This is a genomic window from Tindallia texcoconensis (assembly GCF_055383815.1).
This window is the reverse complement of sequence record NZ_AP042431.1, coordinates 2,738,971-2,761,503: the sequence shown is the minus strand read 5'-3', so window position 1 is coordinate 2,761,503 and position 22,533 is coordinate 2,738,971. Positions and strand designations below refer to the sequence as shown.

Annotated in this window: 18 protein-coding genes; 4 read left to right on the top strand and 14 right to left on the bottom strand. The window is 37.9% G+C overall.

What is annotated here, in order from left to right; all coding sequences use genetic code 11:
- Nucleotides 1-10: 10 nt before the first annotated feature.
- Complete coding sequence (gene eam, locus ACZ47N_RS12485) at nucleotides 11-1,285, bottom strand: glutamate 2,3-aminomutase (protein WP_464886876.1); 1,275 nt, start codon at nucleotides 1,283-1,285, stop codon at nucleotides 11-13.
- A gap of 266 nt (nucleotides 1,286-1,551) precedes the next feature.
- Here eam and hutG point away from each other — a divergent pair, with 266 nt between their 5' ends.
- On the top strand, nucleotides 1,552-2,574 hold the full coding sequence (hutG, locus tag ACZ47N_RS12480; protein WP_464886875.1) for a formimidoylglutamase: 1,023 nt from the start codon (nucleotides 1,552-1,554) through the stop codon (nucleotides 2,572-2,574).
- A 30-nt stretch (nucleotides 2,575-2,604) separates the two neighbouring features.
- Here the strand turns inward: hutG and uvsE are convergent, their stop codons facing one another.
- The 9 genes from uvsE to ACZ47N_RS12435 form a co-directional block, all read right to left on the bottom strand.
- Complete coding sequence (uvsE, locus tag ACZ47N_RS12475; RefSeq protein ID WP_464886874.1) at nucleotides 2,605-3,519, bottom strand: UV DNA damage repair endonuclease UvsE; 915 nt, start codon at nucleotides 3,517-3,519, stop codon at nucleotides 2,605-2,607.
- A gap of 111 nt (nucleotides 3,520-3,630) precedes the next feature.
- Nucleotides 3,631-5,604, bottom strand: coding sequence for a methyl-accepting chemotaxis protein (locus ACZ47N_RS12470; protein ID WP_464886873.1), 1,974 nt, complete (start codon nucleotides 5,602-5,604; stop codon nucleotides 3,631-3,633).
- Nucleotides 5,605-5,701: 97 nt separating this feature from the next.
- Nucleotides 5,702-7,792: a diguanylate cyclase domain-containing protein gene (locus ACZ47N_RS12465; protein ID WP_464886872.1), complete on the bottom strand. Its 2,091-nt coding sequence runs from the start codon at nucleotides 7,790-7,792 to the stop codon at nucleotides 5,702-5,704.
- A gap of 170 nt (nucleotides 7,793-7,962) precedes the next feature.
- Nucleotides 7,963-9,567 (bottom strand): ABC-F family ATP-binding cassette domain-containing protein, encoded by a 1,605-nt coding sequence (locus tag ACZ47N_RS12460; protein ID WP_464886871.1) that lies wholly within the window; start codon nucleotides 9,565-9,567, stop codon nucleotides 7,963-7,965.
- A gap of 135 nt (nucleotides 9,568-9,702) precedes the next feature.
- Nucleotides 9,703-12,312, bottom strand: a complete 2,610-nt coding sequence (gene cphA, locus ACZ47N_RS12455; protein WP_464886870.1) for a cyanophycin synthetase — start codon at nucleotides 12,310-12,312, stop codon at nucleotides 9,703-9,705.
- 4 nt (nucleotides 12,313-12,316) lie between these two features.
- Entirely contained in the window at nucleotides 12,317-13,195 is an 879-nt protein-coding gene (locus ACZ47N_RS12450; protein WP_464886869.1) for a cyanophycinase, read from the bottom strand.
- A 178-nt stretch (nucleotides 13,196-13,373) separates the two neighbouring features.
- A complete protein-coding gene (locus tag ACZ47N_RS12445; protein WP_464886868.1) occupies nucleotides 13,374-14,213 on the bottom strand; it encodes a substrate-binding periplasmic protein in 840 nt (279 codons plus the stop codon).
- Between the two features lie 39 nt (nucleotides 14,214-14,252).
- On the bottom strand, nucleotides 14,253-15,875 hold the full coding sequence (locus ACZ47N_RS12440; RefSeq protein WP_464886867.1) for a methyl-accepting chemotaxis protein: 1,623 nt from the start codon (nucleotides 15,873-15,875) through the stop codon (nucleotides 14,253-14,255).
- A 167-nt stretch (nucleotides 15,876-16,042) separates the two neighbouring features.
- Nucleotides 16,043-16,510 (bottom strand): hypothetical protein, encoded by a 468-nt coding sequence (locus ACZ47N_RS12435; RefSeq protein WP_464886866.1) that lies wholly within the window; start codon nucleotides 16,508-16,510, stop codon nucleotides 16,043-16,045.
- A gap of 214 nt (nucleotides 16,511-16,724) precedes the next feature.
- Between ACZ47N_RS12435 and ACZ47N_RS12430 the strand changes: the two genes are divergently transcribed.
- Nucleotides 16,725-17,702, top strand: a complete 978-nt coding sequence (locus tag ACZ47N_RS12430; protein ID WP_464886865.1) for an ornithine cyclodeaminase family protein — start codon at nucleotides 16,725-16,727, stop codon at nucleotides 17,700-17,702.
- 148 nt (nucleotides 17,703-17,850) lie between these two features.
- On the opposite strand, the gene ACZ47N_RS12425 is transcribed toward ACZ47N_RS12430, so the two are convergent.
- Both ACZ47N_RS12425 and ACZ47N_RS12420 read right to left on the bottom strand, forming a co-directional pair.
- On the bottom strand, nucleotides 17,851-18,198 hold the full coding sequence (locus tag ACZ47N_RS12425) for a RidA family protein (protein ID WP_464886864.1): 348 nt from the start codon (nucleotides 18,196-18,198) through the stop codon (nucleotides 17,851-17,853).
- 10 nt (nucleotides 18,199-18,208) lie between these two features.
- On the bottom strand, nucleotides 18,209-18,724 hold the full coding sequence (locus ACZ47N_RS12420) for a nitroreductase family protein (protein WP_464886863.1): 516 nt from the start codon (nucleotides 18,722-18,724) through the stop codon (nucleotides 18,209-18,211).
- A gap of 214 nt (nucleotides 18,725-18,938) precedes the next feature.
- Between ACZ47N_RS12420 and ACZ47N_RS12415 the strand changes: the two genes are divergently transcribed.
- A complete protein-coding gene (locus tag ACZ47N_RS12415) occupies nucleotides 18,939-19,508 on the top strand; it encodes an ion transporter (protein ID WP_464886862.1) in 570 nt (189 codons plus the stop codon).
- Between the two features lie 84 nt (nucleotides 19,509-19,592).
- Nucleotides 19,593-20,123: an HD domain-containing protein gene (locus tag ACZ47N_RS12410; protein WP_464886861.1), complete on the top strand. Its 531-nt coding sequence runs from the start codon at nucleotides 19,593-19,595 to the stop codon at nucleotides 20,121-20,123.
- Here ACZ47N_RS12410 and ACZ47N_RS12405 read toward each other — a convergent pair.
- Both ACZ47N_RS12405 and ACZ47N_RS12400 read right to left on the bottom strand, forming a co-directional pair.
- Nucleotides 20,117-20,974, bottom strand: coding sequence for a putative ABC transporter permease (locus tag ACZ47N_RS12405; protein ID WP_464886860.1), 858 nt, complete (start codon nucleotides 20,972-20,974; stop codon nucleotides 20,117-20,119). The genes ACZ47N_RS12410 and ACZ47N_RS12405 overlap by 7 nt on opposite strands.
- Nucleotides 20,975-21,108: 134 nt before the next feature.
- Nucleotides 21,109-22,143 carry a diguanylate cyclase gene (locus ACZ47N_RS12400; protein WP_464886859.1) on the bottom strand — a complete coding sequence of 345 codons (1,035 nt, stop codon included), beginning with the start codon at nucleotides 22,141-22,143 and terminating at the stop codon, nucleotides 21,109-21,111.
- Nucleotides 22,144-22,533 lie beyond the last annotated feature (390 nt).

The following is a 22,533-nucleotide window of genomic DNA, read 5'->3' as shown; positions in this document are numbered from 1 at the left end:
CATCAATGTATTAAATTAATTCTCGAATATCCTTTGATTCATGATTCTCGTATTCCATCACTTTTCCTTCCCATGTTCTGATGGTAATATAATCTTTTCCTCTAGATACCAAGTAATCTGGGAACAGCGGTGTTTTTCCTTGGCCTTTTGGTGCATTAAGGATAAAAGTTGGAATAGCCATACCTGAAGTATATCCTCGTAAGTATTCCATGATTTCTAAGCCATCGTCTATGGACGTATTAAAGTGTGTTGTTCCGGCTACATGCTTAGCATGAAAAATGTAATAAGGTCTTACACGACACTTTAATAATTCATGGTTAAGAACTCGCATTACATATTTATCATTATTTACACCATTAAGCAACACTGCTTGATTTCCTAATGGAACACCAGCTTTAGCCAGTTTCTCACAAGCTTCTTTGGCTTCTTCGCTAATTTCTGCCGGATGATTAAAATGAGTGTTAATGTAAACCGGATGATATTTTTCAATCATTTCACAGAATTCGTCCGTAATGCGTTGAGGCATCGTTACTAAGGTACGACTACCTAGTCGGACATATTCCACGTGCGGTATGGCTTTCAATTGTTTTAGGATCCACTCCAATGTTTCATCCGTCAAGCATAAAGAGTCGCCACCTGTAATAAGCACATCTCTGATTTCTGGACACTCTTTAATATAATCGATAGACTCTTGCAGTGCATCTTTTGTTTTTGGAACATCTTCTTCACCAATATTTCTTCTACGTTGACAGTGTCGACAGTACATGGCACATTCATTTGTTACGTTTATAATGAGTCGATCTGGATATCGACGAGTAATACTTCCAGCAGGATTTGTAAATTCTTCTCCCATGGGGTCAAAATCATGACATGGATCTTCTAACTCACGATGTACTGGAATGGCCATTAACCTCACTGGATCAAATCGATCGTCTGGATCCATTAAACTTAAGTAATACGGAGAAACTGCCCATCTAAATTTTTCCCCAACTTCTTTTATTTCTTTTTTCTCAAGATCTGTCAAATTTAGAATCTTACCCAAAACCTCTATGTCAGACACCCTGTTTTTAAGCTGCCATTTGTAATCTTTCCATTGTTCTTCTGTGGCATTTAAAACTTGTTTGATTTTTTCTTTTCTCTCTCGAATAACCTCTTGCATCTCGAGTCCTTTTGGAATCTGATCCCTTGCTACTAAGTAATCTTCAATTCGACCTTTTAATTCTTTCGCTCTTTCCAGTGATACGTCTCTCTTGGAGTCTTCCAGTTTTAGACATCCTTGATCCATTTTTGTCATCCTTTCCTATTTAAATCCTATCCTTTTGTTTTAATTATGTTTACCATATGACTTAATTATATCAGTCCTGCAGAAAATTGCAAGTAATACTTCACTTTATTTTTATTATGCAAGTTTTGTATCTAAACTTGCGTATACACCATTATCAGTGCTATATTTATTGTGTGGTTTCTTAAAAAATAATGACTTCTAATTGAATTGATAATGACTTCCAGAGAGATAGGACGAGAACACTTTATCAAAGAAAGGATTTTTATATGTTCAGCCATTGCTATAAAAAAATGAACCCTGAGAATTGGCAAGGACGAGTAGATAGTGAAGATAATTTTTTAGCATTTCGTTGGCATCAGTGTGTCCAAGAATTGGATCTTAGATGCCTTCATATCCCTGTTCAAAAAAATACAAGTTTTGCCTTTTTAGGTTTTAAATCTGATGTGGGAATTCAACGAAACCACGGACGACATGGAGCTTCAAAAGGACCTGATGAGATTCGTCGGGAACTGGCAAAGCTTCCCTGCTATTTTACGGAAGATGTCATGCTATTTGATGCTGGAGATATTCTTTGCGAAAATGGAGATTTAGAACAAAGCCAACATATCCTTTCCGAAGCTGTTAGTAGATTATTAGAATTAAATCTATTCCCTATTCTTCTGGGAGGTGGCCATGAAATAGCCCTTGGACATTACCGAGGAATACGAAAAACCCTAATGAAAAAACAAGCAAATCCTCAAATTGGTATTTTTAATCTCGATGCTCATTTTGATCTTAGGCCCTATACACATGGAGGCAGCTCTGGTACAATGTTCCGGCAAATCGCCGACGAAAACGCAGAAATGAATCAACCCTTTTCTTATTTTTGTGCTGGAATTCAACGCCACAGTAATACGATCCAACTTTTTAAAACAGCGGATTCTTTAGGCGTTCACTATCTATTTGCTACAGAAATGGCCAAGCCGGACCACTGGGAAACCGTCGAAAAGATAGAAGATTTCATCAATTGCAATAATCATATTTACCTCACCATCTGTTCAGATGTTTTTTCAACGGCTTTTGCTCCAGGTGTCAGTGCAGCACAACCCTTAGGCGTTGATCCAGAACTAGCATTAAAAATACTAAAACTATTCCTCCGGTCCGGGAAGGTCATTAGCTTTGATATTGCAGAAGTATCTCCTCGTTTCGACCAAGATCATACAACTGCAAGCTTAGCAAAAGTTATTATTTTCACCGTAGTAAATACCATTTGTGCTGTTAAAAATCAACTCAATTTAATGAATCCTTAGGGATCTTTTTAAAGCGCTTTCACTGAGTAATTACGATGAACAAGATTGATGATGAGTTTCCATATTTTGACGCAAACTCAAAACAGCTTGTTCCTTTTTTTTTGCTTCTAGCATCAAATTAATCTTTTGATGTTTTTTCGGTATTTTTTGAAAACATTCCCATAGCCATATATAATCCAGCCAGTGTATTAAATCATGATGCTTGGAATCTCGATCAGATGTTCTTCCAGAAGATAAGTGAACCTTTGGGATATCAATTCCCTCCCAGGTTTCAAGGGTTTTCATCAAAGCTTCTTCTGTATCCATGGATGGAAGAATGCGATGATGGTGAAAGTCAAAAACAATGGGAATTCCAGTCCTTTCAGAAATTTCCAGCACTTCTCGGATTGAATAGCTCTTTTCATCATTTTCCAGCCGAAGTCGTTCTTTAACACCGATGGATAACGTTTCATAAGCGTTTATCCATCGGTTGATCGCCTGTTTCTTGTCTCCGTATACACCACCAACATGAATAATTATATCCGTAACACCCAGTAATACTGCCATTTCTTTATGATATTCCAAATCTTCAATCGATTTTTTCAAAACTTCTTCTTTCGGAGTATTTAACAATGTGTACTGCCCTGGATGCATAGACAATCTCATCTCATGATTTTTTGCATAAGAATTTATCTCCTGACATTTTTTCAGAATATCCAGATCCTGCTGCCACTTAAATGTCATGTCTTGATGCGTAGCTAAAGGAACCAAATCACTAGATACTCTAAAAAAAGAAACACTATTTGCTTTATTCCATTTTAGACATTCTAATAGGTAATTCAGATTATGTAGCACCAACTCCTTCATATAAGAATTCCCTTTTACTTGATAGGTTTTTAAACGCATGCTCTTCATCTTCATGAAAACACTTGTATTTAAGCAAGCATATCCCAGTACTATTTCCATATGTATTCCTCCTTTTTCTTGGCATTCTCTGATACCCTCATGGAGTTAACACCAACTACAAAATAAAAATTCACAAAAAGCATCGCCGCAGCAATGCTTTTTTGTGCAAGGTTATATCTTAAACTGTTGTATGGCATGCTTCATCTCTTCTGCCATTTCTGCTAAATTCTCACTTGATTGAGCTATTTCATTCATAGAGGATGTTTGTTCCTCAACAGATGCAGAAGCTTCCTCTGTTCCTGCTGCATTTTCTTCTGAAATAGCCGAAAGATTTTCGATAACTCCTACAATTTCATCTTTCTTTTGACGCATACTCATAGCTGACTCAGTTAATTCTTGAATATTCTCTCTCATTGCATCAATTGCTTTTTCGATGCCTGTGAATTTTTCACTAGTTCCATCAATTCCATTGGATTGTTCTTCACTTATGACCGCAACTTCCTCAACAGTCTTTACAGCACCCTCAGTTTGCTCTGTCAAATCATGAATAACAGAATCAATTTCTTGAGCAAATTGATTGGACTGTTCCGCAAGCTTACGTATTTCTTCCGCTACTACAGCAAATCCTCTTCCGCTTTCACCAGCTCTAGCCGCTTCTATGGCTGCATTCAATGCCAATAAATTTGTTTGTTCTGCGATGCTCTCAATCATTTGACTTGCAGATTGAATTTTTTGGGCACTTTCGTTAGTATTTAAAATTACTTGTCGAATTCCGCTGACGGCGTTATTGCTTTGATTGTTTTTTTCCACTACTTTTCTAATTAATTCGTCTCCTTCTTTACGCATCAGATGAACCTGTTCAGAGCTTTGATTCAACGAGTTAATCATCTCGCTTTCTTTTTCAATCCTTTCCTCTAACTGTCTAATGCGAAGAGCTCCATCTTCTGTGTTTTCTGCTTGCTCAACAGCCCCTTTAGAAATCTCTTCTATGGTTTTCGCTACTTCTGTGGCTGACATCGATACTTGATGACTCGTAGCATTCAACTCTTCTGAAGATGAGGTTAATTGCATAGCATTGTCGTTAATCCCTTTTATAAGTTCAACAATATTTTGTCTCATGGTCGTTAGCGCACTTGCCATAGCTCCTATTTCATCGTTACGACGTCCAATTTCAATGCTTTTTTCATCATCCTGCCCAGACAAGTCATATCGAGACATTAGCTGCACTCTTTTGGTTAAATATACTACTGGATTTAAAATATTATTCAACAGCATATTTAGTAACAGAATTGCCACAATTATTCCTACTATTCCTATAGCACTAATTTTTATTAAGCGATCACGATAATCCAACATTTCTTCTGGTGGAATATCAACATACAGTCTCCAGTTCAACTCATGGCCCAGTGAATAGGTTGGAGCAATTTCATTGAAAGCCACAAAATTATCCGACTCATACTGTTGATCATAAACCAATTCATAGTGGCCACTGTCGTAAATGGTTAAACTAGAAATATAGTTATTGATATCCGTTGTTTCAATATCTATAGCGACTGCTCCTTCAATAGATCCATTTACGATCACAGGGTAGGCAATGGTGACCATCTCAATGTCTTGCCCATCAATTTCCCATATAACTGGTTCATAAAGATAAATTTCCCCTGACCTATAGGCGTCGTAATAAAAAGCTCCATCAACTTCATTTTCCAACCAACCAGCTGCTTCCAATCCTACATATTCTACGCTATCTCCTTCCCGATAGAAATACGGGTCATATACTCCTGTTTCTGTATAAACACTTTCTTCTTCTGCAAATTTAGGATCTTCCAAACGAATCCAAGCTCCATAGATAATATCATGCTTTTCTATTAGATTTAACAGAATGCTATTAAAGGTATCTACTTGAAAGTGATCTGTTTCAATAGCTGCAGTCAACATTTCTTCAATATTCTCTACAATGCTGATATTATCGTTAAAAAAAGTATTGATATTATTGGCCGCCAACTCTAACTGACTTTCAACATACCGTTCATTACTCCTAACTTCTGCTTCTCTTGCATCTAAGAGTGCCACAGAAGTCACTGCACCTATGATACTTATTGCCACAATACCGCATAATATCATAGATTTCATTTTTATACCCATTACAGTACCTCCTTATTGCTTGTCTCCTACTACTTATACTAAATTAGTCCCTTTTCTTATGCAGATCTCTCATAAAATTAATTGTGTAAAGGGATTGTCATTTGCCACCTTCCTCTTCTTGAAGGATCGCTATCAAAGAATCTACTAAGGTTGGATCAAACTGAGTTCCAGAACATTTTTTTAATTCTGCTATAGCGACTTTTTTTGACCTTGCTTTTTGATATGGTTGATCATGAATCATTACATCATAGGCATCCACGATGGTTATGATTCGGGCCAATAATGGTATTTCTTCCTTTTTCAGTCCTTGTGGATATCCTTCACCATTCCAATGTTCATGATGAGTAAGAACACCTTCTGCCACTTGCCTGAGTTTTGGTGTGGAGCTAACAATTTTATACCCAAGACTTGGATGACGCTTTACTTTTTCCCACTCTTCATCCGTTAGCCTTCCTGATTTATTTAGTATTTCCTTGGAAATCCCCACCATTCCCACATCATGAAGATCTGCTAGTGTCACTAATGCCTTCAAGTCCTGTGATTCCAACCCAATATATTCACCCATTTTTAATGCTATGTTCTGCATTCGTTGGCTGTGCTCAAAGGTTTCTTTGGAATTTTCTCGCAGCAATTCTTTCATGGAATACAAAATACCAGTTTGTTCATTTTCATTTTCCAGCATTTTATTTTCATACATATGATCTTCTGCTTCTTCAAACAATGTCTGCAGGTTTATGTGTTCACTATTTTTCACCGCCCACCCAATGGCTAAAGATACCATAATAGGATCTTTTTCAGCTTCTTTACACGCTTTTTTAATTCTATCAGCCACTTTTCTTACGTCTATCTCTGTTGCTTCAGGCAAAAGAACAACAAACTCATCGCCTCCTATTCGAGCGATAATATCCTCTTGTCTACAACTAGACTTAATTATCTTAGCTGCGTTTGACAATAGCCGATCTCCTTCTTGATGCCCTAAAGCATCGTTTGTAATTTTCAAACCGTTTAAATCAATCATCATAATGGCTAAGGGAATTTCCTCTCTATGTTGAAGGTTTGCTAATTGTTCATTATAATAGGCTCTATTATAGAGACCCGTCAAATCATCATGGTATGATTTATACTTAATCTTCTCTTCCGACAGTTTTCTTATTTCAATTTCCTTCAAAAGCTTTTTTTCTGTTATTTCAAGCTGCTGATACTGTTCCATTAATTCTTCTTTTGATGCTTCTAACTCCACGGTTTTATCTGTTACTGCTTTTTGAAGGGCTTTATTCCAAAAAATTACTGTCACCACAGTTGTACTTAGGACAACAAACACTACTCCTACTACAATCCAAAAATATCGATTTTCAAAAAAGCTTCTACGATCAAATAGAACCCATTTTTCTCTAATTTCACGTCGTTCTCCTTCGTTTATTTGAGCCAACCCTTTATTAAAAACATCATTCAAAATAGGCCAATCATTACGAGTTGCAATGGAAAGCGTGGACTCGTAGGGCGTTTCCGTGTTCACGATTAAATTAGTAATATTGTCGCGTTCTATGGCTTCTGCCGCACTCATTACTTCAATAATCATTGCATCCGCCTCACCAAAAGATACTTTTCTCAATCCATCGCTGGCGGTTGGCACTTTTCGAAAATCAAGTTCAGGATGATTTTCCTCTAAATACTCGATGATTGCGTATTCATCCACTACCAGAACTTCCATGCTAGAATGCTCTAATTTCCCAAAGCTTAGTTTTTCAGAAAAGTTTTCTCTAGTGATAATCACATTTGGATTAAAAATATAAGGAACTGTAAAGTTGAAAGATTCACTTCTTTCAGGGGTTTTTGTAGCTGCGGTTATGCCAGCAATCTCACGTTTTCCAGCAGCTTCCATAAGTTCATGCCATTCATCATATGCAACCATCTCAATATCAATTTCAAGTTTTTTTTCCAACAAACGAAAGTAATCAGCTGAAATTCCAACATACTCTCCATCTATCAAAAATTCTACCGGGGGATAATCGGTTGTATGCCCTACTGTAATCTGTCCCTGATGTTCGTCTAACCACTGACGTTCTGTGTCTGTGAGAAATATTTCTTGTTTGTTTTCGTTTTGACACCCTCCTAACGTTAAAAACAAAAGTATTACACTAAGCATAATCAGGAAGATTTTTTTAAACTCAAGTTTAAGAACGAACATCTGACACCTCCATGAAAAACACGAATTGTTTATATGTCAAAATACATTTTATCACTCTAAAGAAACAGACACAACTTCTCATTTGTTAGAATACCCTAATAATTCTTTAACGAACATCAAAAAAGCTGATCTCTCTCCTAGAGCCAGCTTTTTTGAATATATTCATTATTCTATGCACTTTTGGTTGTTTTGGATTTTAATTCCAGATACTCATCGTAGGTTTTTCTATAGTCCGTTGCCCCTTCAGAAGTAATTTCAATAATCCTATTGGCAATGGTCTCAATAAACTGATGGTCATGGGAGGTAAACAACACATTGCTAGGAAAATTTTTCAACCCGTTATTTAAGGCTGTAATGGACTCTAAATCCAAGTGATTTGTGGGTTGGTCCAGCAAGAGTACATTGGCGTTGGTTAACAACATTTTGGAAAGCATACAACGAACGCGTTCCCCACCTGATAGCACTTTTACTTTTTTAAGCGCTTCCTCTCCAGAAAACAACATCTTACCCAAAAACCCTCTCAGATATACTTCTGATTCTTCTTCTGAATACTGACGAAGCCATTCTACAAGATTCAGATTTTCCCGATCAAAATAAGCGGCATTGTCGTTAGGTAAGTATGACGTAGTAATTGTAATTCCCCACTTCACAGTTCCTTCATCTGGCTCCATTTCGCCAGCTAAAATTTTCATCAATGTGGTATTCGCCAGCTCATTGTCACCCACAAAAGCAATTTTATCGTCTTTTCCTACAACAAAACTAACATTGTTCAAAAGTTTTTCTCCGTCAATGGTCTTTGATACGCCTTCAACCATTAGAATTTCCTTTCCTACTTCCCTTTCTGGCTTAAATCCAACATAGGGATATCGACGAGTAGATGGCTGAATGTCGTCCAAGGTTATTTTTTCGAGAATCTTTTTCCTGGAAGTTGCTTGACGAGATTTAGATGCATTTGCACTAAACCGTGCAATAAAATCTTGCAACTGCTTGACTTTTTCTTCTTTTTTTCGATTTTGATCTTTCATCATTTGTGTTGCAAGCTGGCTAGATTCATACCAAAAATCATAGTTTCCTGTAAACATTTTAATTTTACCAAAATCCACATCTACCATATGGGTGCAGGTTTTATTGAGGAAGTACCGATCATGAGAAACAAAAATAACAATCCCATAAAAGTTAATCAAAAACTCCTCCAACCAACGAATAGAATGTATATCTAAGTGGTTTGTCGGCTCATCAAGCACCAAAATATCTGGGTTCCCAAATAATGCTTGTGCTAAAAGCACTTTCACTTTCTCTGCACCTTGCAACGCTTCCATTTTTTTGTCGTGCAAAGTGGTCGGAATGCCTAAGCCTTGTAATAACGATGATGCCTCTGCTTCTGCTTCCCATCCGTTAAGCTCTGCAAATTCTGCTTCTAAATCAGCAGCCTTCATCCCATCTTCATCTGAGAAATCCGCCTTGGCATATAGCTCATCCTTTTCTTTCATAATCTCATAAAGGCGCTGGTTTCCTCTAATAACGGTTTCTAACACTTCTACTTGATCATACTGAAAGTGATCTTGCTTCAAAACTGACATGCGAAGACCCGGAGAAATATGAACATCCCCAGTATTCGGCTCCACTTCACCAGAAAGAATTCGTAAAAACGTACTTTTACCTGCGCCATTGGCACCAATGACACCATAGCAGTTCCCTGGCGAAAAACGAAGTTGTACATCTTCAAATAACTTTTGCTCCCCATAGCTTAATCCTAAATTCACTACATTAATCACAATAAAACCCTTCCTTTTCAATGATATCATCGTTTATATGATTATTTACACATTGCTTTATATTATATCATATATTTGAAGAATGTCATTAAAATCCTATATCTTCTTTCCACAAATCACATCAAGAACAACTGCCTATTGTATCTGCCCTTGCCTTTTAAAGGCTAGCACGTCGTTAATTACCTGATCAATGTTATCTGCCTGCAGTACCACAAGATCCCCTGATTTTGCCATTTCTAGCGCTATTCTAGTGGCTTCCTTTTCATCCATGACCCGTGTGATCATATTCTCTTTAAATCCACCTTTTCTCAACCCTTCTTCGACAATTCCAGCCGTTTCACCAGTATTTCTTTCCCTAGGATCCGAATCGCAAAGAATAATATGATCATAATACTTTGAAAGCGCATTTCCAAATTCCATGAGGTCATTTCCTCTTCTATTTCCAACACCGGCGGCCATACGAATTTTTCTACCTGGCATTAAGCCTTTGATGAAATCGCCCGTCGCATTGATAGCTCCAATATTATGCCCATAATCAACAACTACTTTAAACTCATCCATATCGATGATGTTCATTCTACCTGGAGACTGACCTATGGAAGGACTAAATCTTACCAAGCCCGCTCTTATTTGTTTCTCATTTAAACCCACCGCTGCCGCTGCTGCAGTGGCAGCCATGACATTTTCAATATTAAACCCAGCATTCCCATCAAAGGTAATTGTAATTTCAATAACACTAGCAATAGTGGAAGCCCAGCCTTTCTTTCGAAGGATAAGATTTCCATCTTCAATGGTTACGTTTAAATTTCCTTTTTCATAATTCAGGGTGAGCTCAGGATGCTTTGAATTTTTTGAAAACAAAATAGGCTGTCCTTTGGTTTTATCTAAGCAAGAAAGAACACGGGGATCATCCGCATTGAATACTGCATATCCATCAGGTTTTACTGCTTCTGTCACTGTTGATTTCAGTCGAGTTAGCTCTTCTAATGTATCTATTCCTCCTTCGCCCAAGTGATCAGAAGAAATATTGAGCAAAACTCCGACATCACTTTCTTTGTACCCAAGTCCTCGACGAAGGATTCCCCCTCTAGCTACTTCTAGGACAGCATGATCGATGGTAGAATCCATCATAACTTTTCTAGCACCTTCCGGACCACTATAGTCTCCTTTTAGAATGGGGATATTATCGATAATAACCGCATCTGTCGATGTCATTCCAACCGTGTTCCCATTAAGCCCCAAAATATGTGAAATTAATCTGGTGGTGGTGGTTTTTCCATTCGTTCCAGTAACGGCAATAATTGGAATTTCATGGGATATCCCTGGTGGAAATAGCATATCTACCACATGATACGATATGTTTCGTGGCATCCCTTTCGTAGGATTAAGATGCATTCTAAATCCTGGAGCTGCATTGACTTCTACTACACCAGTAGAGCCATTTTGAAGAGGTTCTTCCAACGTATCTGCGACAATATCAATTCCGATAACATTTAGATCAACAATTCTCGAAATCCTCTCAGCCATCAGCCTATTTAATGGGTGAACATTCTCTGTGACATCTAATGCCGTTCCCCCAGCACTAAGGTTAGCCGTTGATTTAATATATACCTTTTCTTCTTTTGGTAAAACACTGTTAAGCGTTAGATTCCGAACCACCATTAGTCGCTCTGTCATGTAATCCACAGAAATTTGAGTCAGATTCTTTTCATGCCCAATTCCACGATTAGGATCTTGATTCACTTGATCAATAAGTTCCTGTATCGTATCTCTCCCATTACCGATAATAAAAGCAGGTTCACGAAGAGCTGCTGCTACGTATTTCCCGTTAATGACGAGAATTCGATAATCATTTCCACCTAGGTGTTTTTCTATCATACAAGTCTCACATATTTTACCTGCCATTTGAAAAGCTATCATCAATTCTTCTGTATTAGTCACATTAATCGTTATCCCTCTACCATGATTCCCACTCAGAGGTTTCACTACTATTGAAAAACCGATTTCATCCGCTACCTGTAAGGCTTCACTGACTGTACTGACAGATTTTCCTTCCGGGGTTGGGATTCCCATAGATGATAATAGTTCTTTTGTGCTTTCTTTATCATCTGCAATTTCCACCCCCAAGGCAGAGGTATTATCCATCATGGTGGCCTGTATTCTTCTTTGATGAACTCCTTGCTCTAATTGGACATAGCTATGTTTATTGAGCCTAAGGTGAGAAATCCCTCGTTTGGTTGCTTCATTGACGATAGATTGTGTAGAAGGCCCCAAAAGACTATATTCAGCGGTTTTTTTCAATTCAATTATTAATGGCTCTACATCCGTAGTCTTTCCCTGAAACAGTTTTTCCACAATCTCCAAGGCTAATTCTCCAGCTCTTATCCCAACATTTTCATCTACATACCGATAAACCAAGGTATAAATTCCTGGCTCTTTGGTGTCAAATGTTTTTCCAAAAGCCACTTCATGTCTAGCAAGGCATTGCAGCTCAAGTGCCACATGCTCTACCACATGACCTGCCCACGTACCTCTGACAAGTCGTTCATAAAATCCTCCCTCCACACCAGGAGAACATTTATGATCTTGCATACTAGGCATCATTTCTGCCATATTGACTTTGAATCCAGGTACCATATCCGTAGGTTTCTCTTCAAGTTCCCCAAGATCCAACTGCATAAAAATAACTGGGTGCCGACTATAATAATTTGGACCTCTTATGGCTCTCATTTCCATTATTTTCATTTTATTAACCCTCGCCTTCAGTCTGCTTCATTTTTTTAAGATCCTCTGGTTTAAGATATTTTTTTTCGTACAAATCATATCCATATCCATTAACAATCGTATGAATTACCAAGTTCTCAATGGCTATTGCTTCATCAGATCTTATGTTTGCAACATTTGTGTAATAAAAATGCTGACCATCTAAAATCACAGTAATTCCACTTCCTATGGCCCTTAGAATCCTTCCATTTTCAATGATTATGGCTGCATCTTCTCCAAGACCTATTCCTACGTTCCTCGGATTCATACTGACAATTTCCATCAATCGACTGAATCTCCCTCGTTCTACAAAATGTGTATCGATAATTACATGGTCTATCAATCCAATTCCTGCTGAAACATTGATGGTCCCTTTACGCAATGCTTCGCTACTATCTCCCCCACAAATCATGTTTTTTGACATTGCACTGGCGCCAGCACTGGTGCCAGAAATAATACAAAACTCCTCTTTATATTTTCGGAGAATTTCTTTTTCAATGGGAGTTCCGCCAAGCACACTTGTAATCCTTAATTGATCCCCTCCAGTAAAAAAAATGACATCTGCTGCCGTGATTCGTTCCAAAAAATTGGCTTCAGATGCTTGCTTTCGGGTTGATACATGCATTAACCCCACTGTATGATCCTTATCTTTTGTGAAAACTTGATGGTAATCCTTTCCTGCTTCTTCAGGATATTGGCTAGCTGTTGTAATAATTTCTATCTTTTTCTTTTCTTTTTTCACCAAGGATAAAATAGTGGACAGAATTTGTAATTCGTGTTTTTTATCTTCTTTACCTCCGATGGCTACCAAAAGCCCTTTTGGAATGATGATGTTTTTCATTGTAGATGATGAGTGTTTATTCAATGTTTTACCTCCATGGTGATATGACTAAAATATAACGAACGTTAGGTTTCTACTGCATTATATCATATACGCAAACATCTTCCTATAAAAATCGTATGAATTTTCCGAATATTATTTTCTAAAAAAAAGATCCGTTGCTTTCTCTCAGATAAGCAACGGATCTTTTTAACCAATTTAGTTATTCTACACCTGGTATCGCTTCTCTAAATTCTTCAACAATATGGTCTGGTGTACCCATGCTGGCAGCAATGTACAAATAACTCCTGAGTTCTTCAATATTATAAGCAACTGCTAAGTCGTTGGCGCTGAATTCTGTGCCACTTACTAGCTCTTCGATATCTCCTGAAGTAATAAATACATCGGTTTGCCCTCTAAGCACCTGAGTAATAGCCATCGTAGCGTCTGGTGTACTGGACAAGTTCACACCTTCTTCAAATCCAGCTTCCAGCAATTCTTCTTGCGTAAAATCATCCTGCATTGCTGACACTACATATTCTTTCGCATCCTCCAGACTGTTAATCTGAATCTCATTCACACGATCCTCTAACACATAAAAATAGACTTCAGATGCTGCTAGAGGAGAAATCCACTTAAACATATTCTCTCTGGCATCTGTACGTGTCATAGAAAAGATAAGTACATTGTCTTGCTGTTGAGCCATTTCATAAGCTCTAGCCCAAGGAAGAACTTCTATTTCCGTATCCAGGCCTAAGCGATTCAATCCTTCCTTCACCTGTCTTGTTCCAATTCCATCTAATTCCCCATCTTGATTAATAAAGTTAAAAGGCGGGTAATCTTCTGTTACGATGGTTACATCAGAAAGAGTAGCATCACCAGTTTGTGGTTCCTCCGCAACTGCATTTTGAGTATCCTGGGTTTCTGCAGTTTCTTGGGTTTCTGTCGGTGCTGGCACTGGATCTGGTGCTGGAACATCTGGTGTAACACTACATCCTACAATACCTAATAGGAGTACTAGGGTTCCTAAAATCATTGCCTTCCTCTTAGTGCGTTTGTTCACAAGTACAACCTCCTTCATCATTGAATCCTTTTCCAATGGTTATAATTTAAATTGAGCTACTGCTTTTTTCATCTGCTTTGCCAGATCATTCAAACTTGAACAGGTATTCGTAATTTCATCCATTGTAGCCGTTTGCTGTTCTACAGAAGCTGATACTTCTTCGGTTCCCGCAGCATTTTCTTCTGAAATAGCAGCTAGGCTTTCGATAATCGTTACCATGTCCTCTTTTTTCGTCTTCATTTCCTTTCCAGATTCATTCAGCTTCATCAAACTATTTTTCATCTCATTAATGGCTTTTTCCATGGTTTCAAATTGTTCGCTCGTGTGTCGAACACTCCCTGCCTGTTCCTTGTTAATTCGATTTGATTTATCCATTGTTTCCACCGCATATGCAACTTTTCCTGATAACTCATCGATGACTGATGCAATCTCATCTGTAAATGAGTTAGACTGTTCTGCCAGTTTTCGAATTTCATCTGCTACTACAGCAAATCCTCTGCCAGCCTCACCAGCTCGTGCTGCTTCAATGGCAGCATTCAACGCCAGTAGATTTGTTTGCTCAGAAATATTCTTAATCATCGTACTGGCTTTTTCAATTTTTGCAGCACTCTCACTTGTTTCCGCAATGACACGATGGACTTCTTCTGTGGTTTGACTGCTTTCTTCTGTTCTACTGACTAATTCTTTCACTGTTGTTAATCCTTCTGCCTTCATCTTATCCACAGCTTCTACGCAATGATTAAGATCTGATACAATTTTTTCGTTCATCTCAATGGCATTTCCTAGTATTTGATTGCAAGATGCACCAGATTCAGTCTCTTTAGCTTGATCTGTTGCTCCTTTAGCAATCTCTTCGATGGTTCTTGCTACTTCCGCCGCTGCTGCTGCTGATTGTCCACTAGATTTAGAAAGCTCCTCTGACTGGTCCTCCACTAGATTTGCCTCTTTATTGATTTGACTGATCAATTGCTTTAAGTTCTCCTGCATCCTATAAAGCGAACGGGTAATGTCTCCTATTTCATCCTGGCGTTTATAGTATTTTTCTGTATTCTCTTCTTTCTCAAAGGATAAGTCATAATTTGCCATCTGCTCTATTCGACTTAGAATGTATTGTATTGAATCTTTAACACTTTTAGATACCTTCCAAGTTGTCAATACTAATACGGCCAACAAAAGAGCAATTTGAATGATCCAACTGAAAAGATTTTCGTTAATCGCACTATTAATATACTGATAGGTAAAACCTATTTTCACAGTCGCTAGTAATCGATCCCCTCGCACGATTTCAGTTTGGTAATATACCGTATCCGACAAATGCTCTTGATAATCACCGCTATATTGTAGCAATTGTCGCCTTCCTGAATCATCAAGAATTTCTACTCCCACAACCTCTCTCGAATCAACCACCGCATCAACAATACTCCGGATGGCTGCATCATTATTTTGCCAAAGTGGCTCCTCCAACGATAACTGAGATACTCGCAAGGTGTTATTAATGTTACTGTTCATTTGATTTAGATTATTCCGAATATTTGTTGCGATGTTTGAATATGCAAAGATCATCAACACCACCACGCTTACTAATACGATAGGAACCGTCATTAGCTTTTGAATCGACTTAAACCCAGCGGTTCCTATATTTCTTTTTTCTTTGCCCTGCATTCTTTATCCCCCTTTCTATTTTGTTTCCTAACGTTTCAATAACACCTCTATCCATCGCTGAATATTCACTGCAAGATGGAGCGATAATGAGATGTCTGAAACTTCAAATTCGACTCTATTTTACATGAATGAATAAAGAAATACAAGCGAGCTCTGAACCATCATTTTTAGTTTTCTACATTAATTGCTGGTGATGACCGCAATTTCCTTGAATAGTACAAAAAGATAGGGAATGGAATAAGTATCCAACCAAAACTCTTAATTAATGCATTTTTACCTCGATTGACTTGTCGCTGCTTTTCTTGATCAATCATAGCATCATATTGTTCTCTCATTTCTTCTTCTGATAATTCCGAGGTTCTCTGTTTTTCTGGATCAAGGTTTCGTTCTACTCCCCATCTGCGGTACTCTTCAAAAGACTGATAATAAGGGGCAGGTGCCACTATATCCGCTGCAGCCATAAAAGCAGCCACACTCCCTCCAATCGTCATCATCAGTGTTGCAAATAGAACTACATAAATATAAGTATTTTTAATCATTTCTTCGCCTCCCCGCTGAGATCCGCTTCTTGCACCGGCAATTACAATCCCGACCAAAGCAATCAGCACTAGTGGAATCATTAATGAAACAACCATGGTATGCATCTCCTTTCTGCCCTCATTCTACGTTCAAACGTCTGAAAAGTTTCATTAGACCAGAAATGTTTCAAAGACATAAGAAACTTTGGGAATTTTGCCATAGCTATTGCTTTCATTAGACACAATATCTAAAATATGATAGGGTATATTTGGCACTTACCTACTTTCATTCATAATCGTTTTACAATACTCTTAAAGGAGATGACTTTCGATGCGTATCATCAGTTCAGAAGAGATGAAGAAAGCTGTAACGGATAAGGAAATGATTGACTCCATTGAAGAATCCTTTCATGTATTTGCAACAGAAAATTTCACAATGCCTGATCGATTGGTAGTAAGCCACGAAGAAGACAGTATGCTCTACATGCCTTGCTTAACAAAAGATATCATTGGTACAAAAATGCTATCACTATTCCCTAAAAATCCATCCAAAGGAAAACCACTAATCAACGGATTGATGATTCTTACCAATCGAGAAGATGGTTCTCCAATGGCTCTCATGGATGGTCAATTGCTAACTGCTATGCGAACTGGTGCTGTTGGCGGTCATGCCATCCGACATTTAGCCCATCAAAACAGTAAAAGCCTTGGCCTAGTAGGCTGTGGTGTTCAAGGACTTTATCAAATTAAATACGCTTGTGCAGAACGTTCCATCGAAACCGTATACTTGTACGACCCTTTCAAAGAAGACCTCTCTTCTTTTATCCGTGACATCAAGCATGAAACAGGGCATTCATCCATCAATTGTGTGGTTTGTGCTGACTCTTCAGAACTTGTTAAACAAAGCGACATTATTATTACGGCTACCTCTTCCAAAGAACCAGTCCTTCCTAATGATGTCAGTTTGTTGCGTGGAAAGTGTATTGTCTCGATTGGATCTTGGCGACCAGATATGCGTGAAGTGCCAGATGCCATCTGGCAACTAGTCGAAACAGTCTACACTGAATTGCCCTACGCCTGTGAGGAAACAGGAGATCTTTCCTACCCCCTTGCCAAAGGAATGCTACAACCGGACCAAGTGTGTTATATGGCTGATTATCTTAAAGAATTGAAAAAAGGAACAAAAGTCCACCTGGGTGAAACTCGATTCTATAAGTCCGTAGGAATGAGCCTTTTTGATTTAGTAGTCGCTAAAAATATTTTTCAACGGGCAAAAGAAAAAAACATTGGCCAAAACAAAGGGCTTTGAATTGATTAGGCCCATACACGAATGGGCCTAATCAGTTTTTCTCCCCCTCTGCTCATTTCCAAAAAAAGCTTCTAAAAACCTAGAATGGTTTTTAGAAGCTTTTTCATGCTTTACCAATGCAACAAGGAGTAACTCCATCATCCTTGGATTATTTTAAGGCAGCCGTTACGGTAACTTCTACCAAGAGACTCTCTTTGGCAAGTTTTGCTTCTACACACGTTCGAACTGGTTCGCATCCATTGAATATCCACTCATCCCATACCTTGTTCATCTCATTGAATAAGGACATGTCACTCAAATGAATCACCGCTGATAAAATACGATTTTTATCGGAGCCATATTTATGCAACAATGTCTCCACTTTCATCAATACTTCTCTGGTTTGTTCTTTAACATCGTTGCTACTACCATCTACCTGACCACAAAGATACAAAACTCCATTGTGTACCACGGCTTTACTCATGCGGCCATTTCCTTCGTATCGCTGAATTGACATATTTTTCCTCCTATTTTTGAGAATAGTATTCCCAATGAATTCTTGAAGAATCGAATCGATCCTTAAACTTATTTTTGTCCGAGTATCCTACAGCAAACAATCCAAAAGCTTCTATTTCTTCTGGCAATTGGCAAATTTCTCGAACTTTATCCATGTATTCCACTTTTGGAGCTATCCCCATCCAAAGAGTACTCAATTCCAGTTCTACTGCCTGCAACATCATATTCTGTGCAGCTGCAGAGATATCCTGCTGCCAAAATTCCGCCGCTTTCAATCTTTTTCGATTCATCAACATTACAACACACAAAGGGGCGTCAGCCAGAGGCTTCGTATACTTATGCACCTGCGAGAGTTCTGTTCGTTTATCCGATGTTTTCACCACCAAAAATTCCCAAGGTTGCTGATTATGAGCCGATGGTGCCTGCATAGCGGCTCTCAGTATTGCTTCCACCTTTTCTTCTTCCACAGGCTTGGAATCAAATGCACGTACGCTACGTCTCAATTTAATAGCTTCTTTTAACTCCATCTTTCTCCTCCTTATATTGTTCATGGCTTCTACGGTATTAAGCTTAATCGACTTAATTTCCTTAGTCCTCACCCCCTTCTATCCAACTCACTAACAGCATCTTTTCTCAAAGTCATGGATACAGCCCATTTCTTTTGGCTCCAAAAAACTCCATAGTCAAAATTCTCTATTTATGATACTCTTATGCTAAATACTGCTCTCAAAAGGTGATTCGATGGATCTAATCTGGACTTATATAAAGAAAAAAATACATGGAGTTTTTAAAGCCTATAAAACCCTCCTTACTATTATAACAAATATTTCTGATAAGACAGCCATCTACGAAACAGTGATGGCCCTACTGATTATTTTGGTTCTAGGACTGTCTTTTCTGGATATTTTTGTCATTGAAAGTAAACAATTCAGCCTGTATGTGGAGGTATTTGACCTTATTGTATGTGTCATTTTTGGCATAGACCTGACGATACGTTATCGTGCAAGCACGTCAAAGAAATCATTTTTTAAAAAATCCTGGATAGAAATTCTATCTATCATTCCCTTCGATGTTGTTTTCAGAGCTTTTCGAATCGTCCGTATTATAAGAGTGGCTAGAATTACACGAGCCAGTCGCATTGGACGGTTTGTAAACACCTTTACAAAAGTATTTCGAAACATTGAGCGGTTGCCAATGGTAGCAAAAATGGCTAATCCTCAGTACCTTCGATATAATCGATTCAAAAAACTCTTGTTTGGATACGGAAAAAGCAAATCTGAAGAAGAAGAAGAAAGAAACCACAGAGAATGAAGGGGTCTTTTTTACACTTTCTGAATCCAAACCGCTTTAATAGCAGCATCCGTAGCCAGCTTAAGATAAGGAGAAATTAATCTTATGCATAAAAACTGCCAGGTTCATACCTCATCCATAAGAGAGTTTCAAGAAATCACAAAAGACTTGCTGACCAATCAAACCTTTAAGACCCTAGATATTTATGTGCACCATCGCCATATTTCTATTCTTGAGCATTCAATTCACGTGGCTTTCTTCAGCTATCTATGGGCAAAAAAACTTTCTATCGACCCTTGTTCTACGGCCCGTGGAGCTCTTTTACACGACTTCTATCTTTATGATTGGCACCAACGAAACCCTCAAAGCAAAACTGGTATTCAGCTTCATGGATTCAAACACCCTGGAATTGCACTTCGTAACGCCCAACATCACTTTAACATCAATGCCGTCGAAGCAGATATTATCGAAAAGCACATGTGGCCACTCACTCTTCATAAACTCCCCAAATTCAAAGCGTCTATGTTAGTCCTATGGATCGATAAGCATTGCTCTTTTCTAGAAATTATTGATGCTAACACCCGTAACTCTGTTAAGCAACTTGTGCAAACCATCTATTCCTTCCAAGATTATTGATTGCCATTGTTTTTTTTCTTGCGAATAATATAAAACACATAGGGCAATTTATTGGTTAGTGCCTTCGGGTATTTTTTGTAGAAACGTTGTATTTTTGTTGATTTTTGAAGGATCAGCGAAAACTCCTCAAATTTTCTTTCTTGCTCATGTTTTAATATACTCTTTTTTCGTCGAATAAAATCAAGAAACTCTTCAAAATCTTTAAAGCCTTCCATTTTTTTATATGCCATTAAACTCTTAATATCTTGATGCCCTTCTTGCAATATTGCTAGCTGTTTGACCAACATTTCTGAAGCTTCACGAAAACGGGTTATAATGCCCCTAAGTCGAAGAAGTTCTGAAAAGGTATAAATAGCATCCACACATAATAAAAAATACAGAAATAATCCTACAGAAATAACAGTGTTCCTATACATCTGCTCATATTGATTCATTATTAATGGTTGTAAATAATGGTAAAACAACATCCCAAAAATCCCCCATAGAATTGAAGGAACAAGAGCAACCCTTCCATTTATATGAAACTTGAAGTCAGAATAATCCCACCATCGTGTTGCAAAAGCTTTTTCCATAAGAAAAGATACCCCGTATTCCCATACTGTCGCAATAATGGATGCAATGATAATAGCTACCACAGAAATACCATAGTAGGATTCTATTTCAAAATATCGAATCACCCACTGAATAGTAGGCATTATTGTAATCCCTGCAAAAGCATAGATGGGTATAAAAGGACTACGAAGAAATCCACGGTTAACAAATTTTTTATTCGTAATGGAAACGTAAATGGTTTCCCAAATCCACCCCATCACTCCATAGCATATAAACATAAATGCTAATTCATGGCGCATAATGACCCTCCTCTAGATGTTCTATCTTCATTTACCGGTTGATTTCTTTTTTTGCTATTCTTGACTCCTAATGAATTAAACGCCAGGAACAACTTTTCTGGCGTTTCCTTTGTGGCTGACTCTGTTCCAATGATTCACTCTTCGTCTATTTCCATATTAACATCCACTTCAATACAATTTTTTCCACTTTTTTTGGCTCTATATAGAGCTTGATCAATTCTTTTTAGAAGAATATCCGAAGTTTCATTTCTACGAATACTTCCTACTCCCATGCTTGCTGTCACCATTGTGCCCTTTGGCCACCTACTCTCCTTCATACACTCAGAGATTCTCTCAGAAAGCACTACAGATTCTTCTAAATTGGTTTCCGGAAGAAGGATGACCACTTCATCGCCACCCCAACGACAAGCAGTATCTGTGCTACGCAACTGTGACTCAATGACCTCCGCTGCCTTCTTGAGCACTTGATCGCCTACATCATGTCCATAGATATCATTGACTTCTTTGAAATTATCTAAATCCAACATAATCATTGAATAAATCCTTCCAAATCGATCAAAACGGTTCCACGTCCCTAGCATTGCCTCTTCCATAAAATGACGGGATGCCAATCCCGTAAGTTTATCAAAGTTGATCATTTGTGCTAATTCATGGTATGCCTCTCGTAGGGTTTTCGTTTCTTCCGCCACCATTCTCTTTAAGACATGGAATCGATCTTCCAGCTCTTTGAGTGGATAGGATTCATCTTCTTCATGAACATTAGAAGGAAAGGAAATATGCATACCAGCAATTCGGATAAGTCCTGAGCTCTCTTGATGCATCATTATCATAAGCCTTAACTGTTTAAGCTTAACTTCTTGATCCATAATACGCGTCCAAAGATCTAGTCTCATAACCGCAAGAGCATTGATATGATCAATCATCTGAATATCTTTGTTGTGTATCTTATATTCCAAAGGATTAGGCGCATTATCGATATCCCTACGAAAAATTTTCATACCTTCTTCTTTATTAACAGTAAATTCATCGGCCCCTGTTCCAATGCCACAAAAACAATCCATCAACATCTCACTGATTTTTTCAGCATTTCTTTCAGTCATATAGACATCAAAATATTTCTGGACAGCTTTATCAAAATCTATGGTGTAGGTTTTCTCATTTATTTTCATGCCATCCCCTCTTCAAGGACAGATTCCTACTGTCCTATTCTCATCATCCAATCTTTCCACGATCTTTAATGCTTCCTATTTTATGACCAGACTTCCATCTCTTAAAAAAACTTTTAAATACCATACAGCTTACTGCATCATTCATACCCGATATCCTTGTTTTTTATTCATAAATGAGAAATACCATACTCGTTTTAAAATAAAGGGGAACGCTCAACCATCGACGTCTTTTCATGAAAAAAAATTCCCCTTAATCAAGTATATACTCGAACCCCTTTTATGATAGAATATTTCTAATACATCATCAAATCAATAAACTCCTTAAGGCTTTTTAAACGACTCCTTTAAAGAAATCAATAATGATGCCATTCTAAACCAACACTATGAAAG